Origin of the sequence: Streptomyces sp. ITFR-6, from assembly GCF_031844725.1 — a bacterium.
Classification (GTDB): domain Bacteria; phylum Actinomycetota; class Actinomycetes; order Streptomycetales; family Streptomycetaceae; genus Streptomyces.
Window position 1 is genome coordinate 4,842,427 of record NZ_CP134612.1, and the last position, 16,438, is coordinate 4,858,864.

The following is a 16,438-nucleotide window of genomic DNA, read 5'->3' on the forward strand; positions in this document are numbered from 1 at the left end:
CACAGCCTGGCACATGCGTGCGAGCCGTGTTGCGCGGGGAGGGGCGAAGCCCGGTTCCAGGAGGAGGGCCGGGCTTCGCAAATCCGCTTATGGGATCGGGAGTTGGTGCTCCCCGGGCGCATGGGGGGCGCCGGGAAGGACGCTACTCGGCAGCCTTGTCCGATGCCTTGTCCGTCGTCTTGCCCGATGTCTTGGCCGAGGGCTTGCCGGACGACTTGGGGGCGTCGGGCGAGGCGCTCGTCTTCGGGCTCTCGTTGGCGGTGGCGACCGAGGCGACGGCGTCGCGCGCGCCCATCTTGGCGCCCGAGGTGATCTTCTCGGCCGAGGGGGTCTTCGATCCCGCGTAACCCGCGCCGTTGTAGGTGAGGGTCACGACGACGTTCCCGGTACGGGCGAGGATCGTCGCGTAGCGGAAGTCCTCGCTCGTCTTTTCGAGGTCGTAGGTGATCAGGGTGGCCTGCTCGCCGATCCCGCTGACGGGAGCCGCGACGAGCTTCTTGGCGCCCTCGGTCGCCTTGACCTTGTCGATCTGCTTCGCCAGGTCGTCACCGGCCCGGTCGGCGCCGCTGCCCAGGGCCTGGTCGGAGGCGAAGCGGGTGAAGCCGGTGTCGAGCCACCGGTACTGGGAGCCCTTGACGCCGTTGTCGTCCAGGCCGTTCCAGGAGCAGCTGCCGCGGGCGGCGGTGTCGCTGGACCTGCCCTGCGTGCCCTTCTTGTCCTTGGCGGCGGGCACCAGGGACTTGACCGTCTTCGCGGTGACCGACTTGCACGGGTCGGGCAGCGTGGCGAACTTCGCGGCCGCCACCTGGGCTTCCGTCTTCGTGGCGTCCGGCGCGGCGGACGAGGCCGAGGCCTTGTCCGTCCCGCTGTCGGAGTCCGACGAGCAGCCGGCGACGACGAGCATCACCGGAACGGCGGCGCAGGCGAGTATGCGGGTGAGTCGCGGTGCTGATCGGTGCATGATTCCTTCACTCGGGTGGCGCGGCGTTCGGGCGGCCGGACGATCGGTGGACAGGGACGCGGACGGTGGTTCCGGAGGGCCACGGTACGACGGACGGCGGCCGGATGCCGCCTCGGCCGGACGGCTCACGGACCTGCCGAGGGCCGGGGCGGACCGGCCGCGGACGGGGTCACTCGCTGAAGCTGTCGACCAGTTTCCGGCCCAGTGCCTGGGCCTTCTCCTGCAGTTCCTTGCTGTCGGGGATCTCCGTGGAGAGGCTCGGCTGCGCGGTGTACTGGATGGTCACGATGACATTCGATGTGCGGAATACCACGCTCACCGTGCGGTGCTGTGCGGTAGAACCTGCCCGGGTGAGCAGATCGTCCAGAAATGCGCTGTCACCGAGCGAATCGAGGACCCGGGGCTGGAGGTTCTCGGCGCCGCCGTCCCCGGAGCCACCTGTGTCCGCGCTGTCCCCCGTGTCCGGGCTTTCTCCGGTGTCCGGGCCGGTCTTCCCGCCCGCGTCCGGGTACGAGCTCTTGCCCGCGGCCTTGCCGCCGTCCTTGCCGCCCCCCTTGCCCGGCTTCCCGCTCGCGGTCGCGGTCGTGGACGGGGAGCCGGAGGCGTCCGGAGTGTCGCTGTCCGTGCTGCTGCCGGGCAGCGCGGAGGGCAGGTCCGCGGCCGCCTCCTTCTTCGCGTACACCTCGCGGGCACGGTCGTCGTCGCTCACGGACGGGTCGTACGAGACGACCCGCTCGAAGTCGACGAAGAGGCTGTGGGCACCGTCGGGCGCCTCGGTCTTCCAGCGGCAGCCGACCCGCCGGTCGGTGTCGTACGTGACTGCGGGCGAACCGTCGAACACCTTCTCCTGCTGGGCCTCCGGCAGTTCGGCGGAGCCGGGCAGCAGGTCCTTCAGGGTGGCGGGCGAGATCGAGCGGCAGGCCTCGGGAAGCGTGCGGTACTTGCCCGGAGGCGCGGTGGAGGAAGCCACGGCACCGGGTTTGCTGTCGGTGGCGGAATCGCCGGTTCCGGTGCCGCTGCTGCAGCCGACCGCGAGCGCTGCAATGAGCACGGCGCCGGGCGCGTACGCCATTCGTCGCACGTTCCTGGGCTCCCTTCGTGCGAAAAACGGTTGCCGCTCGTCGGCGGCCGGTGGACACAATGTGTATCGCACGCGCCGCCGTGGCTGCCGATCGGCCGATACTTTTGCCGACCTTGGTACCGGTTTTGCGCTTTCAGGCTTTTCGGGGGAATCGAGGAACTATGTCGTATATAGAGGTGCCGGGTGCGAAGGTACCCATCCGCATGTGGACCGACCCGGCCAAGGTCGAGGACGTCGCGATGCAGCAGCTGCGCAACGTCGCCACCCTGCCGTGGATCAAGGGCCTGGCCGTCATGCCGGACGTCCACTTCGGCAAGGGCGCCACGGTCGGCTCGGTCATCGCGATGCACGGTGCGGTCTGCCCGGCGGCGGTGGGCGTGGACATCGGCTGCGGGATGTCCGCGGTCAAGACCTCGCTGACCGCCAACGACCTGCCCGGCGACCTGACCGGGCTCCGGTCGAAGATCGAGCAGGCCATTCCGGTGGGCCGCGGGATGCACGACGACCCGGTGGACCCGGACCGGCTGCGCGGGCTCGCGGCGACCGACTGGGACGACTTCTGGGGACGGTTCGACGGAGTGGCCGAAGCGGTCAAATTCCGTCGGGAACGTGCCACAAAGCAGATGGGAACGCTCGGAGGGGGAAATCACCACATCGAGGTCTCCCTCGACGAGGCCGGTGCGGTGTGGCTCACCCTGCATTCCGGGTCGCGTGCCATCGGGAATCAACTTGCCGAATTCCACATCGGTCAGGCTCAGAAGCTCGCGCACAATCAGGGTCTGGTCGATCGCGACCTGGCGGTCTTCCTCGCGGACACCCCGCCGATGGAGGCCTACCGCAACGACCTCTACTGGGCGCAGGAGTACGCGAAGTACAACCGCGCGACCATGATGGCGATCCTCAAGGACGTGGTGCGCAGGGAGTTCAAGAAGGCGAAGGTGACCTTCGGCCAGGAAGTCAGCTGCCACCACAACTATGTCGCGGAGGAGCGCTACGAGGGCATGGACCTGCTGGTGACGCGCAAGGGCGCCATCCGGGCGGGTAGCGGGGAGCTGGGGATCATTCCGGGCTCGATGGGTACGGCTACGTACATTGTGAAGGGTCTCGGAAACGAGAAGGCGTTCAACTCCGCCTCGCACGGCGCCGGCCGCCGGATGAGCCGTAACGCGGCCAGGAGGCGGTTCTCCGCACGTGACCTGGAGGAGCAGACTCAGGGCGTGGAGTGCCGAAAGGACTCCGGCGTCGTGGACGAGATCCCGGCGGCGTACAAGCCGATCGAGCAGGTCATGGAACAGCAGCGGGACCTGGTGGAGATCGTCGCGAAGGTGAAGCAGGTTGTGTGCGTGAAGGGGTGAGGCCAGGTCGGAGAGCCTCGGCCTCACCCTCGCTCACTGGTCGGGCTTGCCAAGGGCTGTCCCCGGTACCTGCCCGGACTTCAGCCGCCAGAGGCGGACCGAGCAGCTTGCCGGGGTTCGGTCGAGCTCTGCCCCTGCGGCTGTGGCATCGTCCAGTCGCAGCAGAGGCTCGTCCTCCCAGAGCTTCCAGCGGCGGTTCTTCGCACGTGGCTTGAGCCCCTCCGGGCGACGCCACGCGGAGAGCGTTGTGGCGGCGTCCTGCTTGCGGCTCAGCGCAAGACAGCCCGGGTAGTAGAGATGCTCTGCCAGCCCGACCGCGGCCTCCATGGTGTAGACGATGTTGTAGACGCCGTCACGGGAGTTGCGCTTGATGGAACGCCTGGTGCCAGTGACTCGCTTGGAGCAGAAGCAGAAGTAGGCGCCCACGGCTGTGCCGGCAGTGGTCAGGGAGACGAACGGAAATCCCTTACCGGTGTAGCCCACGGAACCATCCGCGTCGATGACCCCGCGAAGGTAGTCGCGGGCGGAGAAGTCGACGCGTGGAGGTGTGATGCGTCGCGACTTCCTTCCCTAGGGAAGCCCCAGCTCATTGAGTAAGGACCTGGCTTCCAAGGAGCAGAGCGTCCAGATCGCTGAGTGGTGGCGCTCGGAGAAGTTGGTGGCGCGGATGCGCTCGCTGATGCTCGTGTTGTACGGCGTCAGTTGCTGGAACTCCCGCAGAATCGCGATGTCGCGCACATTGATTTCGACGCTGAGGCGGCCTTTCTGGCCCGTTCCGGCTGCGAGATGGCCGTCCGCCTGCACGAAGCCGAACATATAGCTGTACCTGGGATCCGTGAGGTCCATGAACCTCATGGGGCGGGCCGCGAGATCGCTGATGTCGAGGAGCGCGGGCGCGTTAGGGTCGTGCTCAGCCACGGGGAAGCTCCACTTCCTTGGTGGTGAGGCGCCCGGCCCGGACTGCAATCCGGGCCGGGGCCGTTATGTATGAAGTTGTGATCGAGCGTATGCCGGAGAAGTGGCGCCTCTTCCGGCGGTGGGATGGATTCCCCCGGACGAGTGAAGGAGGGAGGGCCGCTCCGGGCGGGACCGCGTCAGCCCGTGCGGTGGACCTTGGAGTTGGAGGCCTGGGCGCGGGGGCGGACGACCAGGAGGTCGATGTTGACGTGGCTGGGGCGGGTGACGGCCCAGGTGATGGTGTCGGCCACGTCGTCCGCGCTGAGGGGGGCGTCGACGCCCGCGTAGACCTTGGCGGCCTTCTCGGTGTCGCCGCGGAAGCGGGTGGTCGCGAACTCCTCGGTCTTGACCATGCCGGGGGCGACCTCGATGACGCGGACCGGGGTGCCGACGATCTCCAGCCGGAGGGTCTCGGCCAGGACGTGTTCGCCGTGCTTGGCGGCCACGTAGCCGCCGCCGCCCTCGTAGGCGGCCAGGCCCGCGGTCGAGGAGAGGATGACCACCGTGCCGTCGCCGCTCGCGGTGAGCGCGGGGAGCAGGGCCTGGGTCACGTTGAGGGTGCCGATGACGTTGGTCTCGTACATCTGGCGCCAGTCGGCCGGGTCGCCGGTGGCGACGGGGTCGGCCCCGAGCGCACCGCCCGCGTTGTTCACCAGGACGGCGAGGGAGCGGAACGCGGTGGCGAACTCGTCGACCGCGGCCCGGTCCGTGACGTCCAGGGCGTACGCCGTGGCCTCGTGGCCCGCCTCGGTGATCTCGGCGGCGAGCGCCTCGATGCGGTCCTTGCGGCGGGCGGTGACCACGACGCGGTAACCGGCGGACGCCAGCTGCCGGGCGGTCGCGGCACCGATGCCGCTGCTCGCTCCGGTGATGACGGCGATGGGGGATGCGGCCATGGCGGGCTCCTCGGACAGCTGATCGGTACGGGGCCAGGATAGGCAAGGGCGCCGTCAGTGGTTGCGGGGGGCGTACATGATCACGGCCATGCCGGCCAGGCAGACCAGTGCGCCCGTGATGTCCCAGCGGTCGGGCCGGTAGCCGTCCGCGACCATGCCCCAGACGATCGAGCCCGCGACGAAGACCCCGCCGTACGCCGCGAGCACGCGCCCGAACTCGCCGTCCGGCTGGAGCGTGGCGACGAAGCCGTACGTGGCCAGCGCGACGATCCCCGCACCGATCCAGGCCCAGCCGCGGTGTTCCCGGACGCCCTGCCAGACCAGCCAGGCGCCGCCGATCTCGAAGAGCGCGGCGACGACGAACAGGGCGATGGAGCGGACCACGGACATGTGATCAGCGTGTCATGAGCGGGGCGGCGGAGTGCGGGAGGGGGCGGGGCGCGAAGACGCGCCGAACCGGTCGTAATATATGGATATTTCGTGCAGATCTGTATCTTCAGGACATGGTAGTGACGTGCAAGGCCCTGTTGAGGGTGTCCGCTGCGGCGGCCATGGCATCGGCTCTGGCGCTGGGTGCGGTCGGGACGGCCGCGGCCGCCTCGCCGACGGTTGCGCCGGGCGCGCGGAGCATCGCGCCCGAGGCGGATGTGTCGCACCACGGGCACGTCTCGCTGTGGGGCACCGGGCTCGGAGTCTGGCTGACCAGCCAGAACAGCGGGCCCTCCGACCTCACGGGCACCACCGTCCGGCTGCGGGTGTCCGTGGCGCTCTCCGGCCGCCAGGTGCTGCCCGTGCAGTGCCTCCAGGCCGACGCGCAGACCGTGCTGTGCCGCACGGGCCCGCTGCCCGCGGACGGCTCGCGGCAGCGGCAGCTCGCCCTCGAACTCCAGCTCCAGGGGCGGCCGGCGGAGGTGGCCGTCCGGATCGACACCGTGTGGAACGGCGGGGCGACGGACCGGAACGCGCAGAACAGCGAGCACGAGGTGCTGGCCCCGGCGACCGGCGACGAGTACGTCTTCTGAGGCCGATATCCGTGGCTCGTGCACTCTCTGCTTCGTACACTCTCTGTATGCCGCAGAAGTCCGTTCCGCCCCGCCGTGCCGCGATGCTCGGTGAGCTGTCCGTCGTGTCGCGCCGCTACATGGCCGCGTACGCCCTGTTCAACCAGGCCGTCGCGGACCGGCTGCGGCTCCACCCGACCGACCTCCAGTGCCTCAACCTGCTCAGCCTGGAGGCGGCTCCCGTCACCACGGGGCGGATCGCGGAGCTGACCGGGCTCACCACGGGCTCCGCGACCCGGCTGGTCGACCGGCTGGAGCGGGCCGGCTACGTCACCCGCGCACGGGACACGGTGGACCGGCGGCGGGTCCTCGTCGCGACGGTGCCGGACCGGATGGCGGAGTTCGGGGCGGTCTGGGAACAGCTGAACGGCGGCTGGGCGGCCATGTTCGAGAGTTACGGCGACGACGAGGTCGCGCTGCTCATCGCCCATATGCGGCGGACGGTGGAGCTGAGCGCGGCCCAGGTCGCGGGGTTGCGGGACGGCGGCGGCGGGTCGACGTGAGGCCGGGGGTGCCGTGCCGGGCTCAGCCGCCGAAGTCGCGGACCGCCTCGGTGACGATCGCCTCCAGCCGGGCGTGGTGGGCGCCGCGCCAGTACACCCGCTCGCACTCCGTGCACTGCGCGAAGACGTCGTACGAGCGTTGCGTGCCGCTCTCCAGCCGGGTGCCCACGCTGTCCTTGTCGGCCGCCGCCAGCCGTCCGTTGCACGCGGTGCACCGGCTCCACGGGTCGAGCTCGGGCGCGAACCGCCCCAGTACGTCCCGCAGCTGTTCCTCCGGCCGGTCGCTGTAGACGTACGCCCCCGCCCAGATCTCCCGCCGGTGGAGCAGCCTCCGGTCCCTGGAGAGCAGGACCCGCCGCTCCCGCGCGGAGCGGGTGGCCAGGGCGGGGTCGCCGATGTCCTCGTACTCGTAGGCGGCGTCGACGCCGAGCAGCCGCAGCCGCCGCGCGAGGGTGCCGAGGTGGACGTCGAGGAGGAAGCGCAGGGGCGCGCCGGGCACCTGCTGCGGGCGCTGTACGGCGTGGACGTCGACCACCTCGCCCGCGGCGGGGATGTGCGAGAACGGGACGGGGCGGCCGTCCACCAGGAGTTGTCCGGCCTCGGTGAGCGGGACCCCGAGCGATTCGACGACATGGCCGAGGGTGGACGAGCCGTCGGTGGTCACGGCCGTCCGTGCCCCGCGTCGGTGGTGCGCCACGAAGAGCCTGAGTTCGGGGGCGACTTCGAGGTGGATCTCCGGTCCGTTCACCTGGTCAGGATGTCATCGGTCCGGGTGCGCCTGCCAGGGAATTCGGGCGGCGCGGGCTTACGGGCGGAAGGCGGCGGCGTGCTCGGCGGCCCAGGAGGCGAACGTGCGCGCCGGGCGCCCGATGAGCCTCTCCGTGTCGCGGGTGACCTCGGCCGGTGAACCGTCGGTGGCGGCCCAGTGGCTGAGCAGCCCCTCGGCGAACTCCGCGGGCAGGAAGGGGGAGACGGACTCCTTCCAGGCCTCCCGGCTCACGGCGTTGACGGTCGTGGCGCTGCCGGAGGCCGCGGCCAGCAGCTCGACCTGCTCGGTCGCGGTGAGGGATTCGGGGCCGGTCAGGTGATACGAGGCGCCCTGGAGCCGGGTGTCGGTGAGTACGGCGAGGGCCGCCTCCGCGATGGAGGTCTCGTCGATCGGGCTGGTCTGGCTGAGGGGGTAGGGCAGGTCGACGGGGCGTCCGCTGCGGAAGGCGCCCGCCCACTGGTAGGCGTTGCTCGCGAAGTCGCCGGGGCGCAGGAGCGTCGAGCGGAGGGGCGAGGCGGTCAGGGCCTCCTCGACCGCGTGGTGGGAGGCGGCGACGGGGTTGGCGGCCGGGTCCGGGGCCAGTACCGAACTGGAGGAGAGCAGCACGATGTGCCCGACCCCGGCGGCCCGTGCGGCGGTGAGGAAGTCGTCGATGTGGGACGGCTCCGCGTACAGGAACACGGAGTCGACGCCGTCCAGCGCGGCCGGGAAGGTCCCGGGGTCGCCGAGGTCGCAGGCCGCGGCCGGGACGCCGGCCGGCAGGGCGAGCGCGGCGGGGTTGCGGGAGACGGCGCGGACGGGGTGGCCGCGGTCGTGCAGGAGTGCGGCGAGCGCGGAGCCGATGCGGCCGCGGCTGCCGGTGACGAGCGCGAGCATGACGGGTGAGTCTCCTCGGGGGTTCATTGAATGCGTTACGCATAAGCTGCGCAACGCAGATAAATATCCAGGAGCCCGCTCCGATCGTCAAACGAATTCGCCGGAGTCCACCCTGACCGCTGACCGGATCCGGCCGTCGGGCCCGGTCAGCGGTCCGGCGATCGGACCCGGTCAGCGGTCAGGGTGGAGGTCCAGTCGCCAGTCGTTCGTCAGCAGCGGATGGCCGGGCGGGTACTCGATCTCGCACTCACCGAGCAGGGTGAACCCCGCTTTGCGGCACACCCCGTTCGACGCGCCGTTGGCCACGGACGGGTAGGCGTGCAGATAGCGGTGCTTGTGCTCGGCGCGCGCCTGCCCGGCCACCGCCGCCGTCGCGGCCGAGGCGATGCCGCGCCCCTGGAACCCCGCGAGAACGGCCCACCCCGTCTCGTACACCTCCTGGCCCCGCCAGCTGCGCTCCCAGAAGCCGATGGTGCCCACCGCCTCGTCCTCGCCGGTCAGCGCGATGCGGAACATCCGGCCCCGGCCGGTGCGGTCCGCGCTCAGGGCCACGTAGCGGGCGTGGCGGCCGACGAGCTGCTCCTCGGACTCGGGGCCGCCCAGATGATCCATCAGCTCCGGGGCGTTGGCACGGCGGAGCAGCTCCAGATCGCTGTCCGACCAGGGCTCGATCCGTACGGATGGTGCTTCGGTGCGCTCCATGCCGAAACTGTAGGACGCGGCACTGACAGTCAGTGGGCGCTGAGCGCCGTCGGCGGCACGTCCACCGTCGCGGTGAAGTCCCTGACCAGGTGCGCCTGGTCGCTGTAGCCGAGATCCGCCGCGAGCGCCGCCCAGTCCACCTCCGGCTCCGATTCGGCGCGGGCGAGTCCGCCGACCCGGCGGACCGTGCGGTCGGTGCGCACCAGCTCGGCCAGGGCCATCGCCCGGTCGGCCTGCGGGTCCGGTGCGGGGCCGAGCGCCAGCAGGTATGCGTCGAGCGCGGCGATCCGCTCGTCCTCCCCGGCGGGGTCCAGGACCGAGGCCGGTGCGGCGGGCGGCGTGAACACCTCGGGCGCCGGGACCCGTCGCCCCGTCCACTCGGACACCGGCCGGTCCGGTGCGAACGGGTGGAAGCCGCCGGGCCGGAACTGCACCCCGCAGACCCGGCGCCGCCCCTCCAGCTTCTGCGTGAACAGCTCCAGGCCGATGCCGGAGACCTCCGCGAAGCCGGCCTCGTCGTCACCGCGGCCCGGGTACCGCTCGAAGACCAGGTTGACGCTGGGGTGCGGGACCAGGTGGGAGAGGTAGGGCTCCGGCAGATCCCAGTCGATCAGCCAGTAGTGCTCCAGGTACGGGCGCAGCGCGGGCGCGGGTTCGCGGCGCCGGAACGTCACGTGCGTGAACAGTTCGGGGGCGTCGACGATGCCGCGGGTGTCGCGCCGGGGACCTGTGGAGCCAGCCATGACGGCCGATTCTATGGCCGGGGCGGGTCCTGTGTCCCGGTTGTCGTGCCCGGCTGTCGTGTTTCTTCAAGACCTGGGCGGCCGGCGCGCTGCCCGTGGTCCGGGGGATCGACGACAGCCGGCTGGGCGATCCCACCCCCTGCGCGCAGTACGACGTCCACGCCCTGATCAGCCACCTCAGCCAGGTGGTCGTCAACTTCACGGCCCTGGCGGCCCGGGAGGAGGCGGAGTTCGGTGAGACGCCGGACGCGGTCACCGGCGACTGGCGCAACCGGTTCGGGGAGCGGACGGCCGCGCTGGTCGAGGCGTGGGCGCGGCCCGGCGCGGAGGACGGGACCACGGGTGCCATGGGGTTCCCGGCGCGGACCGTCGGCCACATGGTGCTCGGTGACCTGACCGTCCACGCCTGGGACCTGGCCCGCGCGACCGGCCAGGAATTCGTACCGGACGCGGAAGTGGTGGACGAGCTGGCCCCGGCGATGGCCGCGATGGCGCCGAAGGCCAGGGAGGCGAAGGTGCCAGTACAGGGGTCTGGGGCCGGCACGCCGATAGCACGCACCTGACGCCGCCCGGCCGCCCTTCGGGCAACGACGGCAGTTTGAAGAACGGCAGTTTGAAGACAGGCCCTAGCCCCTTCGCGCGGGTGCCGGCGCTGACCGGCCGGGACCCGGACTGGCGGCCGGCCCGGGGGTGACATCCGTGGCCGAAATATGTGCGCCCGGCGCACTCGGCCCGTCGTAGAGCGCCCCGACGCGTCCGTACGCGCCGTCCACGATCCTCTCGGCGTCCACCAGCATCGCGCGCTCGGCCAGCCGCGCCGCCTGGTGGGTGTACGGGGACGGCGGCGCCGGATGCCGACGCCGCCACCAGCTCTCACCTGCGGCGTAGATGCCGGAGGCGAAGACCAGCACGGGGATGGACAGGGCCGGCAGAATGTCGCCCATGGCAGGCCTCCCTCAGTTTCTGTGCCTCCTGCATCGGCAGGTCCGGCAGGTCAGCTGAAGATCATTCTTCGGCCAATGAATGGCCGGATATGGCTGGCCGGCGGGCGCCCGCCGTGCAGGTGGGCGCGCGTTCGGCGGGCAGGTGTTCAGCGGTCGCACCCGCACGCCTTGTTTCCGTGGTCTCTGTGGTCTCTGCGGCTCCCCGGCACCAGTGCCCCTGGATGACCGGGGTCCGCGCGCCCGGCAGATCCGGGGTCGCGAAGAGCGGGAGAAGATCCGGGCCGAGGAGCTGCCGGGTCGGTGTCATGGTGCTCACCTGCTGTGCGGGCCGGGCCCGCCGGGAGTGACTGTCGTGGTGACGTGCCGTCGCGGGAGTGCGGCCGGCCCACGTGAATGGTTCGGCACGGGCGGCCCGCCGGATTGGTCCGGCGGACCGTCGCGGGCGGGTGGCGGGGTGGCGGGTTGCGGGCGGTTCACGCCGCCAGGAGGACCTCGCAGGAGCAGTGGCGGAATTCCAGGCCGAGCTCGTGGTCCACGGCCGCGCTCGAACGCGTGGCGGCTTCGACGACCTGCTCCCAGGACCCGTACTTCAGGTAGAGCTGGTCCACCGTCGGGCCGAGCGGGTTGCCGTACTTCTTCTCGTTGCGCGCCTCCAGCTCCGCGACCTGCTCCGGGGTCATCCCGGCGCGAACGATGTCCTTGGCGTCGTTGCGCATCCGCACCAGCGTGCGGGCGATGTCCTCCTCCGAGCGCCCCTCGGCGCGCATGGCGCACTCCTCGCGCTCCATGTCCTCAAGGAGCTGGTGGTAGTGCATCCGCTGGTCGCGGGCGACCTCGCGCTGCTCCGGGGTCTCCCGCCGGATCAGGCAGACGACCGGCTCCGGGCTGGTGCAGTCACCGTCGTCGGGCGCGGCCTGGGAGACCGGCGCGACGACGACCGAACCGCAGCCGGCGGACGAGCCGCACGGGTGTGCCACGTGTTCGGCGGCGGAAGCGGGCTGGAGCGGGAGGAAGACGGCCTGGGCGAGCAGCAGCGCGGGAACGACGCGGCCGGCCAGCGAACGAATAGGGGTCAGTGACATGCGCCCATCGTCGGGCGGCCCGCGACGGGAGCGGAGCATGGCGAGGCCGAAGTCCCCCTCGCGGGCGGCCGACTCCACTCCGTGGAGTGAAGCGACGACCCCGGAGGTGCCGCCCGCCCGGACTCCTGCCCGTCCCCCTCAGACGTCGGGCCAGGGCCACACCGGCAGACCTTGGATCAGGGCCACACCAGGCAGTACGCCTGATGCCCCGCGTCATGCAGCCGGTGCGAGAAATCCTGCCACTCGTGCAGCAGTTGGTAGACGTTGTACGCGTCGCGCGGGCCGCCGCGGTCCGGGACCGTGGACCAGATGAAGGCAGCGGCACCCACCGACTCCTCACCGACTCCGCGCAGCGGGTCCACGACCGTCATCGGGAGCCTGACCACCGCGTAGTCGGGGTGCAGGACGACCAGCTCCAGCGGCGGGACCTTGTGCAGGGGTATGCCCTGTATGCCGGTCAGGACCATCGCGGCCACCGTCTCCGGCTTGATCTTGCTGAACATGCCGCCCATGCCCAGCTCATCGCCGCCGAGCTCCTCCGGGCGCATGGAAATGGGCACGCGTGCGGCAGTCGCGCCGTCGGGGGCCCCGAAGTACTTGTAGGTCACCCCCACCCGGCCACTACTCCTGCTTCCGGCTCCGTCTCCCACCTGCGCACCACCGGCCTGTATGCCCTGTCTGCGCTCAGCCTCGCGCCGGTGCCGACCCCGCCGGGCAGGCTCGGGCCCCAGGTCGTCGGTCCCTTCGCCCACTCCGCCACCGCGATGCATATCTCATCCACCCGACTACTAACTAGGAAACACAGCCCCCGCCGCGCAACCCGATCATCGTGTCAGTGACCTCCCCCACGGGCGTGCGGTGAAACACCTGTCCGCGAATACCGTCCGTGGCTCTGACACCATGGCATGTGTGAGCTTTCCCTATGACGCCCCAGTTTCGCAGACGCTTTTCGACCGCGCGTCCCTCGTGACGCCCGGCGGCGTGAACTCTCCGGTACGTGCCTTCCGGGCCGTGGGCGGTACACCCCGCTTCATGGTGTCCGGCACCGGCCCGTATCTCACCGATGCCGACGGCCGTGAGTACGTCGACCTCGTGTGCTCGTGGGGGCCGATGATTCTCGGTCATTCCCACCCGGAGGTCATCGCCGCAGTCCAGGAGGCTGTCGCCCGCGGCACCTCGTTCGGTACGCCCGGTGAGGGCGAGGTCGCGCTCGCGGAGGAGATCGTAGCCCGGGTCGAACCGGTGGAGCAGGTGCGGCTCGTGTCGTCCGGCACGGAGGCGACCATGTCCGCGATCCGCCTCGCCCGCGGTTTCACCGGCCGGGCCAAGATCGTGAAGTTCGCCGGCTGCTACCACGGGCACGTCGACGCGCTGCTCGCCGCCGCCGGGTCCGGGGTCGCGACCTTCGGGCTGCCGGACACGCCGGGGGTCACCGGCGCCCAGGCCGGCGACACGATCGTGGTGCCGTACAACGACCTGGAGGCCGTGCGGGCCGCGTTCGCCGCGCACCCCGGCGAGATCGCCTGTGTGATCACCGAGGCGTCGCCGGGCAACATGGGCGTCGTACCGCCGCTGGACGGTTTCAACGCCGGGCTCAAGCAGATCTGCGCGGCCGACGGCGCGCTGTACATCTCCGACGAGGTCATGACCGGTTTCCGTACATCGAAGGCCGGCTGGTTCGGCATCGACGGGGTGCGGCCCGACCTGATGACCTTCGGCAAGGTGATGGGCGGCGGCTTCCCGGCCGCGGCCTTCGGCGGGCGCGCCGACGTGATGGCGCACCTGGCCCCGGCCGGCCCGGTCTACCAGGCGGGCACCCTCTCCGGTAACCCGGTCGCGACCGCCGCCGGGCTCGCCCAGCTGCGACTGCTGGACGACGCCGCCTACGCGAAGGTCGACGCGGTCTCCGCGGAGATCCGGGGGCTGGTGAGCGAGGCCCTCGCGAAGGAGGGCGTCGCGCACACCGTGCAGGTGGCGGGCAACATGTTCTCCGTCTTCTTCACGGACCGGCCGGTCCGCGACTACGAGGACGCCAAGCGGCAGGAAGCGTTCCGCTTCACCCCGTTCTTCCACTCGATGCTGGCGCAGGGCGTCTATCTGCCGCCGTCGGCGTTCGAGTCCTGGTTCGTCTCCACCGCCCACGACACCCGGGCCGTCGAGCGGATCGCCGCCGCGCTGCCCGCCGCGGCCCGCGCCGCATCGGAGGCCACCGCATGAGCGAGAACGGCAGCGAGAACAGCAGCGAGAAGAGCGGCGACACCGGACGCAAGGACATCACCGTCGTCCATCTGATGCGCCACGGAGAGGTGCACAACCCGGACGGCGTGCTGTACGGACGCCGCCCCGGCTACCACCTCTCCGAGCTCGGCCGGGAGATGGCCGACCGGGTCGCCGAGCACCTGGAGAAGCGCGACATCACCCATGTCGTCGGCTCCCCGCTGGAGCGCGCCCAGGAGACGGCAACCCCGATCGCCAAGGCCCACGGACTGGACCTCGCCACCGACGGGCGGCTCATCGAGGCCGCCAACGTCTTCGAGGGCAAGACCTTCGGCGTCGGTGACGGGGCGCTGCGCAAGCCGGACAACTGGAAGCACCTGACGAACCCGTTCCGGCCGTCGTGGGGTGAGCCGTACATCGAGCAGGTCGTCCGGATGATGGGCGCCCTGGACGCGGCGCGTGACGCGGCCCGCGGGCACGAGGCGGTGTGCGTCAGCCACCAGCTGCCGATCTGGATCGTGCGGAGCTTCGTGGAGCGGCGGCGGCTCTGGCACGACCCGCGCAAGCGGCAGTGCACGCTCGCCTCGCTGACCAGCTTCACCTACCAGGGCGACAAGATCGTGTCGGTCGGGTACTCGGAGCCGGCGCGGGATCTCGTACCCGCGCACCTCCTCGCGGGCGCGAAGCCGGTGAAGGGGGCGTCCAAGGGGTTCGGCGCCTAGCCGGCCTCCGGGCCGGAGGACTCCGGCCCGGGTCGGCCGATGGGCGGGCCCGGGGCGGACCCGGCGGTGATCGCTGACCAGGAGTAAGCCAACCGGATGAAGTTCTCTCGTCCGGGGTTTCGGTATGCCCTTTTTGGCATATCTTCAGGGTCGATCTTATGTTCGACCATGGTCGGGGTCTGGATCCGTAAAGAATTGTGTGCTACTTCGAGGAACCCCCGTGTTGCTTCGCCCATCTAAGCCTTCGGCAGTTTGTATGGACTTAAGGCAAAACGACCGCAGATGGGAACCGCATGCGTGACATCAGCCGAAGGGGTCTGCTCGGAGCCGGGCTTGGGGCCGCGGCCGCCATCGGGGTGGCGGGCTGCAGTTCGTCCGACTCCCCCGACACCGGCCGGGCGGGGCCGGGCAAGGGCGAGAAGGGTGCCGACGGGACCGCCAAGGGGACCGGGCCCGCGAAGAAGGACGTGAGGTCCATCGGGGACGGTTCCACCGCCGACACCGGAAAGCAGCCGCACCAGCCGGCCGCGCCGGTCCCGCTCGAACCGGGCCAGAAGCCGCCGCAGTTCGTGATCTTCTCCTGGGACGGTGCCGGCGAGGTCGGCAACGGGCTCTTCCCGCGCTTTCTGAAACTCGCCAAGGAACACGACGCGGCGATGACCTTCTTCCTCTCCGGGCTCTATCTGCTGCCCGAATCGAAGAAATCGCTCTACCGCCCGCCCAACAACCCCGTCGGCGCCTCCGACATCGGATATCTCACCGACGAACACCTCAAGGCGACGCTGACGAACGTCCGCCAGGCCTGGTACGACGGCCACGAGATCGGCACCCATTTCAACGGGCATTTCTGCAGCGGCTCCGGATCCGTCGAGAACTGGTCCTCCTCCCAGTGGCAGAGCGAAATCGACCAGGCGATCTCCTTCGTCACCGAATGGCGCACCAACACCGGCTGGACCGACGAGGATCCACTGCCCTTCGACTACCGCAAGGAACTCATCGGCGGCCGCGCCCCCTGTCTGCTCGGACAGGAGAATCTGCTTCCGACGGCGAAGAAGCTCGGCTGGCGCTACGACGCCAGTTCGCCGGGCGGCACCCAGGTCTGGCCCAAGAAGCGCATGGACGTCTGGGACCTGCCGCTCCAGGGCATGCCGTTCCCCGGCCACACCTTCGAGGTCCTCTCGATGGACTACAACATCCTGGCCAACCAGTCGCAGAATTCGACCAAGGGAGTGCCGTCCCGGTATCCGGGCTGGCGCGAACAGGCCACCCAGTCGTATCTCAACGGTTTCAAGCGCGCGTACGAGACGAACCGCGCCCCGTTCTACATCGGGAACCACTTCGAGGAGTGGAACGGCGGCATCTACATGGACGCCGTGGAGGAGACCCTCAAGCACATCGCGGGGAAGCCGGATGTGCGCCTCGTCTCATTCCGGCAGTTCGTCGACTGGCTCGATGTCCAGGACCCGGCGGTGCTCGCGAAGCTCCGCACGCTTGAGGTCGGACAGGCACCCGAGGGCGGCTGGAACACCTTCTTTAAACAAGCCTGACAACGGGCTTTACGGGCACCGA

At 70.4% G+C, this 16,438-nt stretch carries 19 protein-coding genes and 1 pseudogene; 7 read left to right on the plus strand and 13 right to left on the minus strand.

The genetic code is table 11. The annotated features are described in order from the left end of the window. Window positions 1-142 precede the first annotated feature (142 nt). Window positions 143-961: a DUF3558 family protein gene (locus RLT59_RS21960; RefSeq protein WP_311304975.1), complete on the minus strand. Its 819-nt coding sequence runs from the start codon at window positions 959-961 to the stop codon at window positions 143-145. Between the two features lie 169 nt (window positions 962-1,130). Next, window positions 1,131-2,033 carry a DUF3558 domain-containing protein gene (locus RLT59_RS21965; protein WP_311307811.1) on the minus strand — a complete coding sequence of 301 codons (903 nt, stop codon included), beginning with the start codon at window positions 2,031-2,033 and terminating at the stop codon, window positions 1,131-1,133. A 170-nt stretch (window positions 2,034-2,203) separates the two neighbouring features. Here RLT59_RS21965 and RLT59_RS21970 point away from each other — a divergent pair, with 170 nt between their 5' ends. Beyond that, window positions 2,204-3,397, plus strand: a complete 1,194-nt coding sequence (locus RLT59_RS21970) for an RtcB family protein (protein WP_311304976.1) — start codon at window positions 2,204-2,206, stop codon at window positions 3,395-3,397. Between the two features lie 33 nt (window positions 3,398-3,430). Here RLT59_RS21970 and RLT59_RS21975 read toward each other — a convergent pair whose 3' ends face one another. The 4 genes from RLT59_RS21975 to RLT59_RS21990 all read right to left on the minus strand — a co-directional run bounded on the left by RLT59_RS21975 (window position 3,431) and on the right by RLT59_RS21990 (window position 5,640). Continuing rightward, the gene (locus tag RLT59_RS21975) at window positions 3,431-3,880 is read right to left on the minus strand and encodes a hypothetical protein (RefSeq protein WP_311304977.1); all 450 of its coding nucleotides are present in this window, start codon (window positions 3,878-3,880) and stop codon (window positions 3,431-3,433) included. Window positions 3,881-3,967: 87 nt separating this feature from the next. Further along, a complete protein-coding gene (locus tag RLT59_RS21980; RefSeq protein WP_311304978.1) occupies window positions 3,968-4,315 on the minus strand; it encodes a hypothetical protein in 348 nt (115 codons plus the stop codon). 176 nt (window positions 4,316-4,491) lie between these two features. After that, on the minus strand, window positions 4,492-5,250 hold the full coding sequence (locus tag RLT59_RS21985) for an SDR family NAD(P)-dependent oxidoreductase (RefSeq protein ID WP_311304979.1): 759 nt from the start codon (window positions 5,248-5,250) through the stop codon (window positions 4,492-4,494). Window positions 5,251-5,304: 54 nt separating this feature from the next. Then, entirely contained in the window at window positions 5,305-5,640 is a 336-nt protein-coding gene (locus tag RLT59_RS21990; protein ID WP_311304980.1) for a YnfA family protein, read from the minus strand. Window positions 5,641-5,801: 161 nt separating this feature from the next. On the opposite strand from RLT59_RS21990, the gene RLT59_RS21995 reads away from it, so the two are divergent. Both RLT59_RS21995 and RLT59_RS22000 read left to right on the plus strand, forming a co-directional pair. Then, window positions 5,802-6,272, plus strand: coding sequence for a hypothetical protein (locus RLT59_RS21995; protein WP_311304981.1), 471 nt, complete (start codon window positions 5,802-5,804; stop codon window positions 6,270-6,272). A gap of 47 nt (window positions 6,273-6,319) precedes the next feature. Continuing rightward, on the plus strand, window positions 6,320-6,814 hold the full coding sequence (locus RLT59_RS22000; RefSeq protein ID WP_311304982.1) for a MarR family winged helix-turn-helix transcriptional regulator: 495 nt from the start codon (window positions 6,320-6,322) through the stop codon (window positions 6,812-6,814). Between the two features lie 22 nt (window positions 6,815-6,836). On the opposite strand, the gene RLT59_RS22005 is transcribed toward RLT59_RS22000, so the two are convergent. From RLT59_RS22005 to RLT59_RS22020, 4 genes are all read right to left on the minus strand, one after another. Beyond that, window positions 6,837-7,562 carry a Mut7-C RNAse domain-containing protein gene (locus RLT59_RS22005; protein ID WP_311304983.1) on the minus strand — a complete coding sequence of 242 codons (726 nt, stop codon included), beginning with the start codon at window positions 7,560-7,562 and terminating at the stop codon, window positions 6,837-6,839. Between the two features lie 57 nt (window positions 7,563-7,619). After that, window positions 7,620-8,459 carry an NAD(P)H-binding protein gene (locus RLT59_RS22010; protein WP_311304984.1) on the minus strand — a complete coding sequence of 280 codons (840 nt, stop codon included), beginning with the start codon at window positions 8,457-8,459 and terminating at the stop codon, window positions 7,620-7,622. Window positions 8,460-8,630: 171 nt separating this feature from the next. After that, complete coding sequence (locus RLT59_RS22015) at window positions 8,631-9,161, minus strand: GNAT family N-acetyltransferase (RefSeq protein ID WP_311304985.1); 531 nt, start codon at window positions 9,159-9,161, stop codon at window positions 8,631-8,633. A gap of 29 nt (window positions 9,162-9,190) precedes the next feature. After that, window positions 9,191-9,904, minus strand: a complete 714-nt coding sequence (locus RLT59_RS22020) for a DUF6597 domain-containing transcriptional factor (RefSeq protein WP_311304986.1) — start codon at window positions 9,902-9,904, stop codon at window positions 9,191-9,193. A gap of 53 nt (window positions 9,905-9,957) precedes the next feature. Here RLT59_RS22020 and RLT59_RS22025 point away from each other — a divergent pair. Continuing rightward, window positions 9,958-10,598: pseudogene (locus RLT59_RS22025) on the plus strand (TIGR03086 family metal-binding protein). Here the strand turns inward: RLT59_RS22025 and RLT59_RS22030 are convergent. The 3 genes from RLT59_RS22030 to RLT59_RS22040 all read right to left on the minus strand — a co-directional run bounded on the left by RLT59_RS22030 (window position 10,531) and on the right by RLT59_RS22040 (window position 12,700). Then, window positions 10,531-10,848, minus strand: a complete 318-nt coding sequence (locus RLT59_RS22030; protein WP_311304987.1) for a hypothetical protein — start codon at window positions 10,846-10,848, stop codon at window positions 10,531-10,533. The pseudogene RLT59_RS22025 and the gene RLT59_RS22030 sit on opposite strands and share 68 nt — an antisense overlap. Window positions 10,849-11,321: 473 nt before the next feature. After that, window positions 11,322-11,930, minus strand: a complete 609-nt coding sequence (locus RLT59_RS22035) for a hypothetical protein (RefSeq protein ID WP_311304988.1) — start codon at window positions 11,928-11,930, stop codon at window positions 11,322-11,324. A gap of 176 nt (window positions 11,931-12,106) precedes the next feature. After that, window positions 12,107-12,700: a hypothetical protein gene (locus RLT59_RS22040; protein ID WP_311304989.1), complete on the minus strand. Its 594-nt coding sequence runs from the start codon at window positions 12,698-12,700 to the stop codon at window positions 12,107-12,109. Between the two features lie 130 nt (window positions 12,701-12,830). Here RLT59_RS22040 and hemL point away from each other — a divergent pair, with 130 nt between their 5' ends. The 3 genes from hemL to RLT59_RS22055 all read left to right on the plus strand — a co-directional run bounded on the left by hemL (window position 12,831) and on the right by RLT59_RS22055 (window position 16,416). Beyond that, a complete protein-coding gene (hemL, locus tag RLT59_RS22045) occupies window positions 12,831-14,147 on the plus strand; it encodes a glutamate-1-semialdehyde 2,1-aminomutase (RefSeq protein WP_311304990.1) in 1,317 nt (438 codons plus the stop codon). Then, the gene (locus tag RLT59_RS22050; RefSeq protein ID WP_311304991.1) at window positions 14,144-14,869 is read left to right on the plus strand and encodes a histidine phosphatase family protein; all 726 of its coding nucleotides are present in this window, start codon (window positions 14,144-14,146) and stop codon (window positions 14,867-14,869) included. Before hemL ends, RLT59_RS22050 begins: the two co-directional genes overlap by 4 nt. 293 nt (window positions 14,870-15,162) lie before the next feature. Further along, the gene (locus tag RLT59_RS22055) at window positions 15,163-16,416 is read left to right on the plus strand and encodes a polysaccharide deacetylase family protein (protein WP_311304992.1); all 1,254 of its coding nucleotides are present in this window, start codon (window positions 15,163-15,165) and stop codon (window positions 16,414-16,416) included. Window positions 16,417-16,438: the final 22 nt, after the last annotated feature.